The organism is Pseudomonas sp. GLN_2, assembly GCF_043106005.1.
Taxonomy (GTDB): domain Bacteria; phylum Pseudomonadota; class Gammaproteobacteria; order Pseudomonadales; family Pseudomonadaceae; genus Aquipseudomonas; species Aquipseudomonas alloputida.
On record NZ_JBICMC010000039.1, the window covers coordinates 17,882 to 31,977 of the forward strand.

Here is a 14,096-nt window from a genome sequence, read left to right on the forward strand (position 1 = left end):
GGTTATTAACCTCGCGTCGCCACGCTTTCGGCCAGGATTGCCAGCACCAGTTGCTGGAAGTCCAGGCCAGCCGCGCGGGCCGCCATGGGCACCAGGCTATGATCTGTCATGCCTGGTGCGGTGTTGACTTCGAGCAGCCAGAACTGGCCCTGCTCGTCCTGCATCACGTCCAACCGCCCCCAGCCTTCGATGCCAATGGCATCGCAGGCGCGCGCGGTCAGGTCGATCAGTTCCTGTTCCTTGACGCTATCCAGCCCGCACGGGATGCGGTACTGGGTATCGTTGGCGATGTACTTGGCGTCGTAGTCGTAGAACACGTGCGGCGTACCCAGGGCGATCGGCGGCAGCACCTGGCCGCGCAGTACCGCGATGGTGAACTCCGGACCGTGGATCCACTGCTCCACCAGTACCTGGGAATCGTATTTGGCGGCGTCCTGCCAGGCGGCGACCAGTTCCTGGGCGCTGTTCACCTTGGCCATGCCGATGCTAGAGCCTTCATGGGCGGGTTTGACGATAAGCGGGAAGCCCAGTTCCGTACTGGCCTGCAAACAATCGCTTTCGCTCGCCAGCACCGCGTGGCGTGGCGTGGGAATGCCCAGGCTCTGCCACACCTGCTTGGTGCGCAGCTTGTCCATCGCCAGCGCCGAAGCCAGGATGCCGCTGCCGGTGTAGGGGATGCCCAGGCACTCCAGCAAACCTTGCATGCTCCCGTCTTCACCGCCACGGCCGTGGAGGATGATGAAGGCGCGGTCAATCTTTTCGCTCTGCAGGCGTGCGAGCAGGTCGTCACCGACGTCGATGGCAACCACGTCGACACCGGCAGTGCTCAGCGCATCGATCACTGCCGCGCCGGATTTCAGCGACACTTCACGCTCGGCGCTCTTGCCACCGTACAGTACGGCGACGCGGCCGAACGCCTTGACGTCCAGGGTCGAGTGCAGCTTGTCGTAGGCGCTGGTCATTTCGACTTCTCCTGCTTGGCGCCTGCAAACAGCGGGCTTTTCATCAACTGGGGGGCCAGGCCGCCGACATCACCGGCACCCTGGCAGAGCAGGATGTCGCCAGCGCGCAGCAGTGGCTTGACCAGCGGTGCCAGCTCGGCGCCGCGCTCGATGTAGATCGGGTCCAGCTTGCCGCGCTGGCGGATGCTGTGACACAGCTGACGGCTGTCGGCACCGGGGATCGGCTCTTCGCCGGCCGGGTAGACCTCCATCAGCAGCAGCACGTTGGCATCGCCCAGCACCTGGACGAAATCGTCGTACAGGTCGCGGGTGCGGCTGTAGCGGTGCGGCTGGTAGACGATCACCAGGCGGCGGCTTGGCCAGCCACCGCGCACAGCCTTGATCACCGCCGCCACTTCGGTGGGGTGATGGCCGTAGTCGTCGACCAGCATCACACTGCCGCCCTCGACCGGCAGCTCGCCGTATACCTGGAAGCGACGACCGACACCCTGGAAGCCGGACAGGCCCTGAACGATGGCCTCGTCAGTAATGCCTTCGTCAGTGGCGATGGCGATGGTCGCCAGGGCGTTGAGCACGTTGTGGTTGCCCGGCATGTTCACCGAAACCTCCAACGGCTCGCGGTCACGGCGCAGCACGGTGAAGTGGGTCTGCATGCCCTGCTGACGCACATTGATGGCGCGGATGTCGGCCTCTTCGCTGAAGCCGTAGGTCACGGTAGGACGCTTGACCTGCGGCAGGATTTCGCGAACCACCGGGTCGTCCAGGCACATCACCGCCAGCCCATAGAACGGCAGGTTGTGCAGGAACTCGACGAAGGTTTTCTTCAGCTTGTTGAAGTCACCTTCGTAGGTCGCCATGTGGTCGGCGTCGATGTTGGTGACAACCGCGACCATCGGCTGCAGGTGCAGGAAGCTGGCATCGCTTTCGTCTGCTTCAGCGATCAGGTAGCGGCTGGTGCCCAGCTGCGCATTGGTACCGGCAGCGGTAAGGCGGCCACCGATAACGAAGGTTGGGTCCAGGCCACCGGCGGCGAACACTGAAGCCAGCAGGCTGGTCGTGGTGGTCTTGCCGTGAGTACCGGCAACGGCCACGCCATGGCGGTAACGCATCAGCTCGGCGAGCATCTCGGCACGCGGCACCACCGGAATGCGCCGCTCCAGGGCGGTGGCAACTTCCGGGTTGGCCGGGTTGATGGCGCTGGACACCACCAACACATCGGCGGTGGCAGCGTTCTCGGCGCGGTGGCCGACGAAGATCTCAGCGCCAAAGGACTCCAGGCGCTCGGTCACCGGCGAGGCTTTAAGGTCCGAGCCGGACACTTCATAGCCCAGGTTCAGCAACACTTCGGCAATACCGCACATGCCCACGCCGCCGATGCCGACGAAATGAATGCGGCGAATACGGCCCATCTTCGGCTGGGGCATGGCTTTCTGGCTCTCAACCATGGGCCACCTCCAGGCAGATATCGACCACGGTGCTGGTTGCAGCAGGTTTGGCCAGGCGCCGTGCGGTGCCAGCCATGACGTTGAGTTTCTCGGGTTGCATCAGCACCTCGTTCAGGCGTTCAGCGAGTTGCGCTGCGCCAGTTGTCGCTTGTGGCATCAGGAAGGCAGCGCCTTCGCGGGCCAGATATTGGGCGTTGTGGGTCTGGTGATCGTCGATCGCGTGGGGCAAAGGCACCAGCATCGAAGGCAGGCCTGCTGCCGCCAGTTCGCTGACAGTCAGGGCACCGGCTCGGCACACCACCAGGTCGGCCCAGCCATAGGCCTGGGCCATGTCGTTGATGAAGGGCTCTACCTGAGCCTCGACGCCCACCTCGTGATAACGCTCGGCGGTGATCGGTGCGTGCTGCTTGCCAGCCTGGTGGAACACCTCTGGCCGCAGCGCCGCGGGCACTTCAGACAGGGCCTTAGGCAACAATTTGTTCAATGGTTCCGCACCCAGGCTGCCACCGAGCACCAACAGGCGTGCGCGGCGCTCGCCCAAGGGCACGCGTTGCGCGTCCATGAAGAGTTCCGGGCGCACCGGGTTGCCGGTGGTGCGACGCTTGTCGCTGGCCTCGAAGGTGTTCGGGAAAGCTTCGCAGACCCGCGCCGAGAGTGGCACCAGCAACCGATTGGCGGTACCGGCCCTGGCGTTCTGCTCATGGATTACCAGTGGCACGCCGCACAGCCGCGCGGCCACGCCGCCGGGGCCGGTCACATAGCCGCCAAAGCCCAGGACACATACGGGCTTGAGCTGGCGAATGATGCGCCGTGCCTGCAGCACGGCCTTGACCAACGTGAAAGGCGCCTTGAGCAACGACAGCTTGCCCTTGCCGCGCAAGCCGCTGACCTGAATCAGATGCAATGGCAAACCTGCCTGTGGCACCAACTCGTTCTCGATGCCACGCGGGGTGCCCAACCAGTGCACGCTGTAACCGCGCTTCTGGAACTCACGGGCGCAGGCCAGCGCCGGGAATACGTGCCCCCCGGTGCCGCCGGCCATGATCAATACATTTTTGCCTTCAGCGGCCATGACTGGTCTCCTCGGCAAAATCGCTTTCGCTGAATTCGTGCTCCTCACTGCCCAGATGCGTGCGACTTTCCCACTCGATGCGCAGCAACAGGCCTACGCAGGCGCAGCAGATCACCAGCGAGCTCCCCCCGTAACTGAGAAACGGCAGGGTCAGGCCCTTGGTCGGCAGCAGGCCGACGTTCACACCGATGTTGATCAGGAACTGGCCAATCCACAGGAAAGCCAGGCCGAACGCCATGTAGGCGGCAAAGAACTGTTTGGCCTTCTCGGCCCACAGGCCGATGTACAGGGCGCGCACGGTGACGAACACAAACAGCGCAACGGTCAGCAGCGAGCCGACCACGCCCAGTTCTTCCGCCAGGACGGAGAACACGAAGTCGGTGTGCGCTTCAGGCAGGTAGAACTGCTTCTGCACGCTGTTGCCCAGGCCAACGCCCAGCCACTCGCCACGGCCGAAGGCGATCAGTGCCTGGGTCAGCTGGTAGCCGGAGCCGAACTGATCGGCCCAGGGGTCGGTGAACGTAATAAGGCGCGCCATCCGGTAGGGCTGCGCCTGGACCAGGACAAATACCGCCAGCACCGCCAGCACCACCATCAGGCTGAAGCGGAACAGCCCCACCCCACCCAGAAACAACATGGCCGCCGCCGCGCCCATCATCACCACCGTGGCGCCAAAGTCCGGTTCCATCAGCAGCAAGGCGGCCATGGGCAGCAGTACGATGAACGGCTTGAAGAAGCCCATCCAGGTTTCGCGCACCTCGGTCTGTCGGCGTACCAGGTAGCCGGCCAGGTAGATGACCACGAACACCTTGGCGATTTCCGAAGGCTGCACGTTGAAGAAGCTGAAACCGATCCAGCGCATGGAGCCGTTAACCTCACGGCCGATACCCGGCACCAGTACCAGTACCAGCAGGCCGAAGGCGCCAAGCAGCATCATGAAGCCCATGCGCTGCCAGGTGGCGATCGGCACCAGCATGGTTGCACCGCAGGCCACCAGGCCGAGGAACACGTACACCAGGTGGCGGAACATGTGATACAGCGGGTTGCCGGACTGTACAGCAGCCACTTCCGAAGAGGCCGAAGTGATCATCACCAGGCCCAGGCCCAGCAAGGCCAGGCAACCGGCGAGCATCGGGAAGTCCAGGTCGACGCCACGGCCGCTGATCAGCGGCGACGGGTAAGGTTTGAAGATGCCGAAGATCATGCAAGACCTCCCGCTGCCTGGGCGAACAGACGCCCCCGTTCCTCGAAGTTCTTGAACATGTCGAGGCTGGCGCATGCTGGCGACAGCAGCACGGCATCGCCGGCCTGGGCCAGCTCGGCACACTGCTGTACGGCATCGTCAAGCGTCTTGACCCGAACCAGTGGCACGGCATCGCCCAAGGCCTCGGCCAGGCGCTCGGCATCACGGCCGAGCAATACCACGGCGCGGCAGAAACGCTTGACCGGCTCGCGCAGCGCAGTGAATTCAGCACCTTTGCCGTCACCACCGGCGATCAGCACCAACTTGCCTTCGATATCGGCGCCCAGGCCTTCGATGGCGGCCAGGGCAGCACCGACGTTGGTGGCCTTGGAATCGTCGTACCAGTTCACGCCATTACGCTCGCGTACCCACTGGCACCGGTGGGCCAGGCCACCGAACTCGCGCAGGGCCGCAAGCATGGGCTCGAACGGCAGGCCGGCAGCATGCCCCAGGGCCAGCGCCGCCAGGGCGTTGCTCTGGTTGTGAGCACCGCGAACCTTCAGTTCACGCGCCGGCATCAGCGTCTGGAACTCAAACGCCAGGTATTTTTCACCGTCCACTTCACGCAGGCCAAACGCTTTGAAGTCGGGCGAGTTGAGGCCGAAGGTCCAGCATGGTCGGCCTTCCACCGGCAGCGGCCGGCTCAGGGCGTCCTGGCGGTTGACCACCACCTGGCGGGCACCGCGGAAAATCCGGTGCTTGGCCAGGTGGTAGGCCGGAAGGCCGCTATAGCGGTCCATGTGGTCTTCGCTGATGTTCAGAACAGTCGCCACTTCGGCGTTGAGCTGGTCAGTCGTTTCCAGCTGGAAGCTGGAAAGCTCCAGCACGTACAGCTCGATGTCATCGGCCAGCAGGTCGAGTGCCGGGGTACCGAGGTTACCGCCCACGGCCACGCGTTTGCCGGCCTTGGTGGCCATTTCACCGACCAGCGTCGTGACGGTGCTCTTGGCGTTGGAACCGCTGATGGCAACGATCGGCGCCTTGGCATGGCGAGCAAACAGCTCTATGTCGCCAGACAGCTTCACGCCACGCGCGGCCGCCTGCTGCAAGGCCGGCGTGGCCAAGGCCAGACCGGGGCTCACGTACAACTCGTTGGCGCGGCACAGGAAGTCCACATCCAGTTCACCACAGCGCACTTCCACCTGCGGGTAATCACGGCGCAGGGTTTCCAGTTCCGGCGGTTGCTCGCGGGTATCGGCGACCGCAAAGGCAATGCCCCGGCTCGCCAGGAAGCGAACCAGGGACATGCCGCTCTTGCCGAGGCCGACAACGATGCGGAATTGGTCGGAAGCGATCAAAGACACGCTCATCTACCTCAGTTTCAGGGTTGCAAGGCCAATCAGTACCAGGATCACGGTGATGATCCAGAATCGGACGATCACCCGGGGCTCTGGCCAGCCCTTGAGTTCAAAGTGGTGGTGGATCGGCGCCATGCGGAACACGCGCTTGCCGGTCAGCTTGAAGGAAGCGACCTGGATGACCACCGACAGGGTTTCCACCACGAAGATGCCGCCCATGATGAACAGCACGATTTCCTGGCGCACGATGACGGCGATGGTGCCCAGCGCGGCGCCCAGCGCCAGCGCGCCGACGTCACCCATGAACACTTGCGCCGGGTATGTGTTGAACCACAGGAAGCCCAGGCCGGCACCGATCAGCGCGCCGCAGAACACGATCAGCTCGCCCGAGCCCGGCACGTAGGGGATCAGCAGGTACTCGGCGAACTTCACGTTACCCGACAGGTAGCAGAAGATGCCCAGCGCGCCGCCGACCATCACCGTCGGCATGATTGCCAGGCCGTCAAGGCCATCGGTGAGGTTGACCGCGTTGCTCGAGCCGACAATGACGAAGTAGGTCAGTACGACGAAGCCGACGCCCAGCGGAATGGTGACATCCTTGATGAACGGCAGGATCAGCGTGGTCTCGACGCTGGTTGGCGCCGTCTTGTACAGGAACACCGCCGCCGCCAGGCCGAACACCGACTGCCAGAAGTACTTCCAGCGGCTCGGAAGGCCACGCGAGTTCTTTTCGATCACCTTGCGGTAGTCATCGACCCAGCCAATGGCACCGAACGCCAGGGTGACGATCAGCACAACCCAAACATAGCGATTGCTCAGGTCGGCCCACAGCAAGGTGCTGACGGCGATGGCCGACAGGATCAGCGCACCACCCATGGTCGGGGTGCCGGACTTGGACAAGTGCGATTGCGGGCCGTCGTTACGCACGGCCTGGCCGATCTGGCGAATTTGCAGGGTACGGATCATCCAGGGGCCCAGCCACAGCGCCAGGGACAATGCGGTCAGTACGCCAAGAATCCCGCGCAGGGACAGGTACTGAAAGACCGCAAAGCCTTTGTGGAACTGTTGCAGATACTCGGCCAACAGCAGCAGCATTAATGTTTCTCCCCGCTGGCACCGCACAATGCCGCCACGACGTTTTCCATCGCAGCGCTGCGCGAGCCCTTGATCAAGATAGTGGTGTCACTGGCATTCTCGGCGCTAACTGCATCGATCAGCTCAGCTTGAGTCGCGAAATGGCGGCCATTGGCGCCGAACGCCTTGACCGCATGTGTCATGTTGGAACCCACTGCGTACAGGGCGTCGACCTTGCCACGCGCGTAGTCACCCACCTGACGGTGGCCTTCTTCCGCCCATTGCCCCAATTCGCCGATATCCCCAAGCACCAGAACGGTGCGTCCGGAAAAGCCGGCGAGTATATCAATGGCTGCGCACATAGAGGTGGGATTTGCGTTGTAACTGTCGTCGATTACCCGTACCCCGTTCGGCGCGATCTGCGCCACGGTACGCCCCTTGACCGGTTGCACCGCAGCCAGGCCGGCGGCAATGCCGCTCAGGCTCAGACCAACGGCATGTGCAGCGGCGGCGGCGGCCAAGGCATTGCTGACGTTGTGTTCACCCAGCACATTGAGTTGCACGTCTACCGTTTCACCGGCGCCATGCAGGGTGAAGGACGGGCAGCCACGGGCATCGCGACCAATGTCTGACGCGTGGAAATCGGCCTTCGGGTTGCTGCGTGCGAAACTGACAACCTTGTGCGCACCGGCACGCGCCTTCCAGATATCAAAGGCTTTGTCGTCCAGGTTGAGAATGGCAATACCGCCTTCGCCCAGGCCCTCGAGAATCTCGCCCTTGGCTTCGACGATCTTTTCCGGGCCGCCGAATTCACCAACGTGGGCAGTACCGGCATTGTTGATAATGACCACCTGCGGTTGCGTCAGGCCCACGGTGTAGCGGATTTCGCCAATGCGCGAAGCGCCCAGCTCGATCACTGCTGCGCTGTGCTCCGGTGCGATCTCCAGCAGTGTCAGCGGCGCACCGAGATCATTGTTCAAGTTGCCGCGGGTAGCGTGCACCAGGCCACGGGTACGCAGGATGCTGGCGAGCATTTCCTTGACCGTGGTCTTGCCGCTGGAACCGGTAATGGCCACTACAGATTTGTCGAAAGCCGCGCGGTTCAGGGCGCCGAGCTGACCCAGTGCTACACGGCAATCCTTGACCAGCAACTGCGGCAGGTCGACACCGGCCACTTCACGCTCGACCAGGGCAGCCACTGCGCCTTTGGCTTTCACATCCGCCAGGTAGTCATGACCATCGAAACGCGGGCCGGCCAGGGCGACGAACAGTTGCCCGGCGCTGACACTGCGGCTATCGATGCTGACGCCGGTGAACGTGGCGTCGCCACCGATGTGCTGACCCTTCAGTGCTGTGGTCAGCTGGCTGAGTGACAACGGCTTAAGCATGTGGAGCCTCCCAGGCTGCAAGTGCCTTTTCGGCTTCGGTCAAATCGGAGAAATCATGGCGCTCGCCATTGATCTCCTGGTAATCCTCGTGCCCCTTGCCGGCCAGCACGATCACATCGTTGGCTGCGGCGGTGGCAATCAGGTGCGCAATGGCTTCGCCACGCCCGGCGACGAACTCGACGTCGTCAGGCTTGGTGAAACCGGGGCGAATGTCATCGAAGATGCGCGACGGATCTTCAGTACGCGGGTTGTCGTCGGTGACCAGTACGCGGTCGGCCAGGCGCTCGGCCACTTCGGCCATCAGCGGGCGCTTGCCGCGATCACGGTCCCCGCCGCAGCCGAACAGGCACAACAGCTTGCCATGAGCGTGCGGGCGCAGGGCCTCGAGTACTTTTTCAAGTGCATCCGGCGTGTGTGCATAGTCGACCACCACCAGCGGCTTGTCGCCGCCACCCAGGCGCTGCATGCGGCCTACCGGCCCCTGCAGTTGCGGCGTGACCTTGAGGATCTCGTCCAGCGCATAGTCCAGCGCCAGCAGGGTCGCCACAGCGGCAAGCATGTTGCTCAGGTTGAAGCGACCCAGCAGTTGGCTGCGCAAGATACGCTCACCTTGGGCGGTGACGAGGGTGGCGCGCACGCCATCGTCACTGAATACGGCTTCGCGGCAGAACAGCGAGGCTTCCGGGTTTTCCAGGCTGTAGCTCAGCAGCCGGGTTTCGATATGGTCGACACTTGGGCGACGCGCGAAGTCGGCCGCCAGACGACGACCAAAGTCGTCATCCAGGTTGACCACCTGGCAACGCAGGCTCGGCCAGGCGAACAGCTTGGCCTTGGCGGCCTCATAGGCTTCCATGCTGCCGTGATAGTCGAGGTGATCGCGGGACAGGTTGGTCATCACCGCGATGTCGAATTCCAGTGCGGCAACCCGGCCTTGCTCCAGGGCATGGGAAGACACTTCCATGGCCACGGCCTTGGCGCCGCCTTTCTTGAGGTCGTTGAGGGTCGATTGCACGGCAATCGGGTCGGGCGTGGTCAGGCGGCCGCTCTGCAACTCGCCGTAGAAACCGGTCCCCAGGGTGCCAATCAGACCGCAGCGCTGGCCAAGCAGGTCGAGCGCCTGGGCTACCAGTTGGGTCACGCTTGTCTTGCCGTTGGTGCCGGTCACGCCGACCAGATTCAACTGGCGGCTCGGTTCACCGTAGAAGCGCCCGGCGATATCTGACAGCTGAGCGATCAGGCCTTTGACCGGAATCAGTGGCGCATCGGTCAGCGGCAGCACGTTGGCGCCCTGCTCTTCGTAGGCCACGGCGGCAGCGCCACGGGCCAGGGCATCGGCGATATGCTCGCGGCCATCGACCTTGGCACCCGGCACCGCCAGGAACAAGTCACCCGGGCGCACATTACGACTGTCCAGGGTCAGCTCACGAATCAATGGATCACGGCTGGCGTGGGCGAAAAGTTTGCTTAATGGCATTGTCATCATCCACGCCCTCCCTTGGCGGCTGCTGCATTGACTTGCGATTGCACGGCGGGTGCAGGTGCAGGTGGCGGCAGGTTGTCTGGCGGCACGTTCATCAGGCGCAGGGTGCCGGACATGACCTTGCTGAATACAGGCGCCGATACCAGACCACCGAAGTAGCCGCCCTTGCCCGGCTCGTCGATGACCACAACGATGGCGTAGCGCGGGTCGCTCATTGGCCCGAAGCCGGCGAACAGCGAGCGGTAGGCGTTTTCGGTGTATCCCTTGGCACCCACGGTGGCCTTACGCGCGGTGCCGGACTTGCCGGCCACGTGATAGAACGGCACCTGGGCACGGAAGACGCCGCGCGGCGCTTCGATCACCTGCTGCAGCATGCCTTGAACGGTTTCGGCGACATCCTTCGGAATGGCCTGCACGGCTTCCGGCGCCTTGTCGACCTTGATGATCGACAGCGGCACCATCTTGCCGTCGTTGGCGAGCGCCGCGTAGGCATGCACCAGCTGCAGGGCAGTCACCGATACGCCGTAGCCATAGGACAGGGTTGCGGTCTCGGCCTTGCGCCACTCACGGTGGTTGGGCAGGTTGCCGACACGCTCACCCGGGAAGCCAAGACCGGTGTACTGGCCCAGGCCGACCTGGGACATGACCCGGTAGATGGCTTCGCCGCCGATGTCGAACGCGATCTTGCTCATGCCAACGTTACTGGAGTTGATCAGGATGCCGGTCAAATCAAGAATCGGGCCCTCGCTGCGCGACACGTCCTTGATGGTGTAGCGACCGATCTGCAGGCTGCCGGGGTACACCTCGACCTTGTCGGTAGGCTTCCAGCGGCCGCTCTGCAACGCCGCGCTCATGGAGATCGGCTTGACCGTGGAGCCCGGCTCGAACACGTCGATGATCGCCCGGTTGCGCATGGCCGCCGGGAACATGCTACGGCGGTTGTTGGGGTTGTAGGTCGGCTGGTTGACCATGGCCAGGACCTCACCGGTCTTGACGTCCATGATCACCAGGCTGCCGGCCTTGGCGTCCTGTTCGGCAATGGCATTGCGCAGCTCGCGGGTAGCCAGGTATTGCAGGCGCAGGTCTATCGACAACGCCAAGGTCTTCCCGGCCTTGGCGTTCTTGGTTACCTGAATGTCCTTGATCAGCCGGCCGCGCCGGTCCTTGATCACCTGGCGCTTGCCGGGCACACCGGCCAGCCACTCGTCATAGGCCAGCTCCACCCCTTCACGACCGTGGTCGTCGAGGTCGGTAAAGCCGACCATGTGTGCAGTCACATCACCGGCCGGATAGAAGCGGCGGAATTCTTCCAGGCCGTACACACCAGGCACTTTAAGGTCGAGCACGTGCTGGCCCTGCTCGGGGGTCAGCCCCCGGACCAGGTAGATGAACTCTTTGTTGGCCTGCTGGGTCAGGCGCTCGATCAACTGCTGCGGGTTTTGCCCCAGCGCAGCGGCCAATTGCGGCCAGCGCTCCCTGGAGGCCTGCATCTCTTTGGGGTTGGCCCACAAGGTGGTGACCGGGGTACTCACGGCCAACGGCTCACCGTTGCGGTCGGTAATCAAGCCGCGGTGCGCCGGGATGGGGATGTGACGCAGGCTGCGTGCATCGCCCTGGCCCTTGAGGAAGTCACGGTCAACCACCTGGAGGTCGATGATGCGCCAGCAAATGGCGCCGACCATGATCGCCAGCAAGCCGATCACTACGCGGAAGCGCCACGGGTAGAGTGCGCCTTCGAGCTTCATCATGGCGCCACCATCCGGACTTCGTCAGCTGATGGCACGCGCATCTTCAACTGCTCGGAGGCCAGGCTCTCGATGCGGCTGGCAGCAGTCCAGGTACTCTGCTCAAGAATCAGCCGGCCCCATTCGGCCTGAGCCTTGTCGCGCTCGTTCAATTCACCGTACAAGGTGTTGAGCAGTTGACGGTTCCAGTGCGCACTGTAGGACACGGCAATGGCCGAAACCAGCACGCCGACAAACAGCAGAAGCATCAGGAAGCTTCCGCCTGGCAAGGGTTTGGCAAGTAGCCTGCTCACCGCAGCTTCTCCGCCACGCGCATCACGGCGCTACGCGACCGCGGGTTGGCCTTGAGCTCAGCCTCGGAGGCGAACTGAGCCTTGCCGATGAGCTTGATTTTCGGCTCGAAGACCTTGTGCTGAACCGGCAGGTTGCGTGGCAGATTGTCAGCCTCACCCTTCACCAGCTTGCGCATGAACAGTTTGACGATACGATCTTCCAGCGAGTGGAAACTGATCACCGCCAAGCGACCACCGACTTCGAGCGCATCGAGCGCAGCCTCAAGGCCGGCCTCCAGGTCGCCCAGTTCGTTGTTGACGTGAATGCGAAGGCCCTGGAAGGCACGGGTAGCCGGGTTCTTGCCCTTTTCCCATGCCGGGTTGGCCACTTTGAGCACCTCCGCCAGGTCGGCGGTACGGGTGAAGGGCTGTTTTTCACGGCGCTCGACCACTGCACGCGCCATGCGCCCGGCAAAGCGTTCTTCGCCGTACTCCTTGAAGACACGGGCGATTTCTTCCACGGGCGCAGTGGCGATGAACTCGGCGGCACTGATGCCCTGGTCCGGGTTCATGCGCATGTCCAGCGGGCCATCATTGAGGAAGCTGAAGCCACGCTCTGGGTCATCCAGCTGCGGCGAGGACACGCCCAGGTCCAGCAACACACCACTGACCTTGCCGTGCAGGCCGCGCGCTGCGACTTCCGCACCCAGCTCGGCAAAACTGCGCTGCACAATGACAAAGCGGCCGTCTTCGGCCGCCAGCGCTTGCCCCGTGGCAATCGCCTGTGGATCTTTGTCGAAGCCCAAGAGCCGCCCTTGCGGCCCGAGCTTGCTGAGAATCAGACGGCTGTGTCCGCCACGGCCGAAAGTGCCGTCCAGATAGCAACCGTCGGCGCGCAGGGCCAATGCCTCGACAGCTTCGTCGAGCAGGACGGTGATGTGGTTGAAGCCGCTATCTATGGTCACAGGATCAGGTCACGCAATTCGTCGGGCATGGCGCCCGGTTGTTGAATAGCTGCAAGGTCAGCTGCCGAAACCGCGTTCCAGGCATCTTCATCCCACAGCTGGAATTTGTTCAGTTGCCCCACCAGCATCGCCTTCTTGTCGAGCTTGGCGTACTCACGCAGGCGGGGCGGCACCAGGAAGCGCCCACTGCCATCGAGCTCCAGGTCAACCGCATTGCCAATCAGCAAACGCTGCAGGCGGCGGTTTTCCTCACGCAACGATGGCAAGGCACGCAACTTGGCTTCTATCTGTTCCCACTCATCGAGGGGATAAACACACAAGCAGGGGTCTACGGCGTCAATGGTCACGATCAGTTGGCCATTGCAACGTGAGTCGAGCTCGTCACGGTACCGACTCGGCATGGCGAGACGGCCCTTGGCATCGAGGCTGACGGCGTTGGCTCCGCGGAACACGGCTGTGATTCCCCACAATGTTAGCTTTTTTGTGTCAGAAAACCCACTTCATCCCACTTTCTGCCACTTGCGCACACTATAGGAATCCGCCCGCAGCACCGTCAAGGCACGTTCATAAGGAAAAGCCTTACAGGACCGAGATTTAGCTCAACAAGGGAATGTGGAAGGACTGCCAGCGAGAGAAAAACACGAGAAAAATCAAACCCACGCAAACGAATGGAGTTCGAAGTTAAAGTAATTTATTAAGAGTAAGATTTTTTCGGTATTACCAGAGAGGATCTGCTATCGATTCAAGCAGGGAAAGAAAGGTGGAGAGTCGATCTGTAAGCCGGGTTTTGTCGAGGACAGTCATTCCTCTACGACGGCCATCACTGGACGCCTCTAGCAACCTACCCGGTTCCGACGCGGGCCACGCCTGATGGAACCCTATTTGGTCTTGCTCCGAGTGGGGTTTACCTAGCCACGAACTGTTGCCAGCCGTGCGGTGCGCTCTTACCGCACCTTTTCACCCTTACCGGCACCGAAGTGCTTAGGCGGTTATTTTCTGTGGCACTTTCCGTAGGCTCACGCCTCCCAGGCGTTACCTGGCACTCTGCCCTATGGAGCCCGGACTTTCCTCCCCCTGCTGCTCACACAACAAAAAGTTGCGGAACAAAAACAGGCAGCGACTGTCCGATCGACTCTCCGCCGCCAAGGTTAC

The 14,096-nt window shown here is 62.7% G+C and carries 12 protein-coding genes and 1 other RNA gene; all 13 read right to left on the reverse strand.

Translation table 11 applies throughout. The annotated features are described in order from the left end of the window. Positions 1-5: 5 nt before the first annotated feature. The 13 genes from ACF8Q6_RS10235 to rnpB all read right to left on the reverse strand — a co-directional run bounded on the left by ACF8Q6_RS10235 (position 6) and on the right by rnpB (position 14,080). Positions 6-962 (reverse strand): D-alanine--D-alanine ligase, encoded by a 957-nt coding sequence (locus ACF8Q6_RS10235; protein ID WP_180689296.1) that lies wholly within the window; start codon positions 960-962, stop codon positions 6-8. Then, entirely contained in the window at positions 959-2,407 is a 1,449-nt protein-coding gene (gene murC / locus ACF8Q6_RS10240) for a UDP-N-acetylmuramate--L-alanine ligase (RefSeq protein ID WP_010952455.1), read from the reverse strand. The genes ACF8Q6_RS10235 and murC overlap by 4 nt, the downstream gene beginning before the upstream one ends. Continuing rightward, a complete protein-coding gene (murG, locus tag ACF8Q6_RS10245) occupies positions 2,400-3,479 on the reverse strand; it encodes an undecaprenyldiphospho-muramoylpentapeptide beta-N-acetylglucosaminyltransferase (RefSeq protein WP_003251858.1) in 1,080 nt (359 codons plus the stop codon). The genes murC and murG overlap by 8 nt, the downstream gene beginning before the upstream one ends. Continuing rightward, positions 3,469-4,683 carry a putative lipid II flippase FtsW gene (gene ftsW, locus ACF8Q6_RS10250; RefSeq protein WP_003251856.1) on the reverse strand — a complete coding sequence of 405 codons (1,215 nt, stop codon included), beginning with the start codon at positions 4,681-4,683 and terminating at the stop codon, positions 3,469-3,471. The genes murG and ftsW overlap by 11 nt, the downstream gene beginning before the upstream one ends. Further along, a complete protein-coding gene (murD, locus tag ACF8Q6_RS10255; RefSeq protein WP_392490486.1) occupies positions 4,680-6,026 on the reverse strand; it encodes a UDP-N-acetylmuramoyl-L-alanine--D-glutamate ligase in 1,347 nt (448 codons plus the stop codon). The genes ftsW and murD overlap by 4 nt, the downstream gene beginning before the upstream one ends. Positions 6,027-6,032: 6 nt before the next feature. Continuing rightward, on the reverse strand, positions 6,033-7,115 hold the full coding sequence (gene mraY, locus ACF8Q6_RS10260) for a phospho-N-acetylmuramoyl-pentapeptide-transferase (protein WP_003251852.1): 1,083 nt from the start codon (positions 7,113-7,115) through the stop codon (positions 6,033-6,035). Next, positions 7,115-8,482: a UDP-N-acetylmuramoyl-tripeptide--D-alanyl-D-alanine ligase gene (gene murF, locus ACF8Q6_RS10265; RefSeq protein ID WP_392490487.1), complete on the reverse strand. Its 1,368-nt coding sequence runs from the start codon at positions 8,480-8,482 to the stop codon at positions 7,115-7,117. The genes mraY and murF overlap by 1 nt, the downstream gene beginning before the upstream one ends. Continuing rightward, entirely contained in the window at positions 8,475-9,962 is a 1,488-nt protein-coding gene (locus tag ACF8Q6_RS10270; RefSeq protein ID WP_256804412.1) for a UDP-N-acetylmuramoyl-L-alanyl-D-glutamate--2,6-diaminopimelate ligase, read from the reverse strand. Before ACF8Q6_RS10270 ends, murF begins: the two co-directional genes overlap by 8 nt. Further along, positions 9,962-11,707: a penicillin-binding protein 2 gene (locus tag ACF8Q6_RS10275; protein ID WP_192907711.1), complete on the reverse strand. Its 1,746-nt coding sequence runs from the start codon at positions 11,705-11,707 to the stop codon at positions 9,962-9,964. The genes ACF8Q6_RS10270 and ACF8Q6_RS10275 overlap by 1 nt, the downstream gene beginning before the upstream one ends. Continuing rightward, positions 11,707-12,000 (reverse strand): cell division protein FtsL, encoded by a 294-nt coding sequence (gene ftsL / locus ACF8Q6_RS10280; protein WP_003251845.1) that lies wholly within the window; start codon positions 11,998-12,000, stop codon positions 11,707-11,709. Before ftsL ends, ACF8Q6_RS10275 begins: the two co-directional genes overlap by 1 nt. Further along, the gene (rsmH, locus tag ACF8Q6_RS10285; protein WP_003251843.1) at positions 11,997-12,944 is read right to left on the reverse strand and encodes a 16S rRNA (cytosine(1402)-N(4))-methyltransferase RsmH; all 948 of its coding nucleotides are present in this window, start codon (positions 12,942-12,944) and stop codon (positions 11,997-11,999) included. The genes ftsL and rsmH overlap by 4 nt, the downstream gene beginning before the upstream one ends. Further along, entirely contained in the window at positions 12,941-13,396 is a 456-nt protein-coding gene (gene mraZ / locus ACF8Q6_RS10290) for a division/cell wall cluster transcriptional repressor MraZ (RefSeq protein ID WP_004575120.1), read from the reverse strand. The genes rsmH and mraZ overlap by 4 nt, the downstream gene beginning before the upstream one ends. A gap of 308 nt (positions 13,397-13,704) precedes the next feature. Beyond that, an RNA gene (gene rnpB / locus ACF8Q6_RS10295) (RNase P RNA component class A) lies at positions 13,705-14,080 on the reverse strand. Positions 14,081-14,096 lie beyond the last annotated feature (16 nt).

Bases quoted from the DNA above. Each gene is read 5' to 3' on its own strand.
- murC (WP_010952455.1), bottom strand. From the start codon at position 2,407: ATGGTTGAGAGCCAGAAAGCCATGCCCCAGCCGAAGATGGGCCGTATT.
- ACF8Q6_RS10235 (WP_180689296.1), bottom strand. From the start codon at position 962: ATGACCAGCGCCTACGACAAGCTGCACTCGACCCTGGACGTCAAGGCG.
- ftsW (WP_003251856.1), bottom strand. From the start codon at position 4,683: ATGATCTTCGGCATCTTCAAACCTTACCCGTCGCCGCTGATCAGCGGC.
- ACF8Q6_RS10270 (WP_256804412.1), bottom strand. From the start codon at position 9,962: ATGACAATGCCATTAAGCAAACTTTTCGCCCACGCCAGCCGTGATCCA.
- mraY (WP_003251852.1), bottom strand. From the start codon at position 7,115: ATGCTGCTGCTGTTGGCCGAGTATCTGCAACAGTTCCACAAAGGCTTT.
- murF (WP_392490487.1), bottom strand. From the start codon at position 8,482: ATGCTTAAGCCGTTGTCACTCAGCCAGCTGACCACAGCACTGAAGGGT.
- murG (WP_003251858.1), bottom strand. From the start codon at position 3,479: ATGGCCGCTGAAGGCAAAAATGTATTGATCATGGCCGGCGGCACCGGG.
- ACF8Q6_RS10275 (WP_192907711.1), bottom strand. From the start codon at position 11,707: ATGAAGCTCGAAGGCGCACTCTACCCGTGGCGCTTCCGCGTAGTGATC.